Here is a 251-nt window from a genome sequence, read left to right as displayed (position 1 = left end):
GACCTTGGCCCACCACCGTCTGCCCGATACCGGTCAGCACCGAGGCCTTGAATTCACCGGTAGGCGGATTCGATACGATCGCGATCGACACGGGATCAATGGTACCGTAGTTGTCTATGATCGTCTGATTGGTTTGGAATAGCTCGGCCCAGTTGAAATCTAGGAACGAACAGACCTTGGCAAACGCGACTTGATCAACGGACGCGGCCCAACGAATCGTGCCGTTTGTGGGCGGTGTCGGATTGACCGGG

General features: G+C 56.6%; 1 protein-coding gene. It reads right to left on the bottom strand.

What is annotated here, in order from left to right; genetic code table 11:
* Positions 1–251 (bottom strand): hypothetical protein (locus AC1RP1_RS08430; RefSeq protein WP_481762795.1); only part of this gene is annotated, 251 nt, incomplete at both ends.

This window comes from Dellaglioa sp. CoH-56-MRSF-13 (assembly GCF_056782095.1).
The sequence above is the reverse complement of the archived record's forward strand: the minus strand, read 5'-3'. Positions and strand labels throughout refer to the sequence as shown.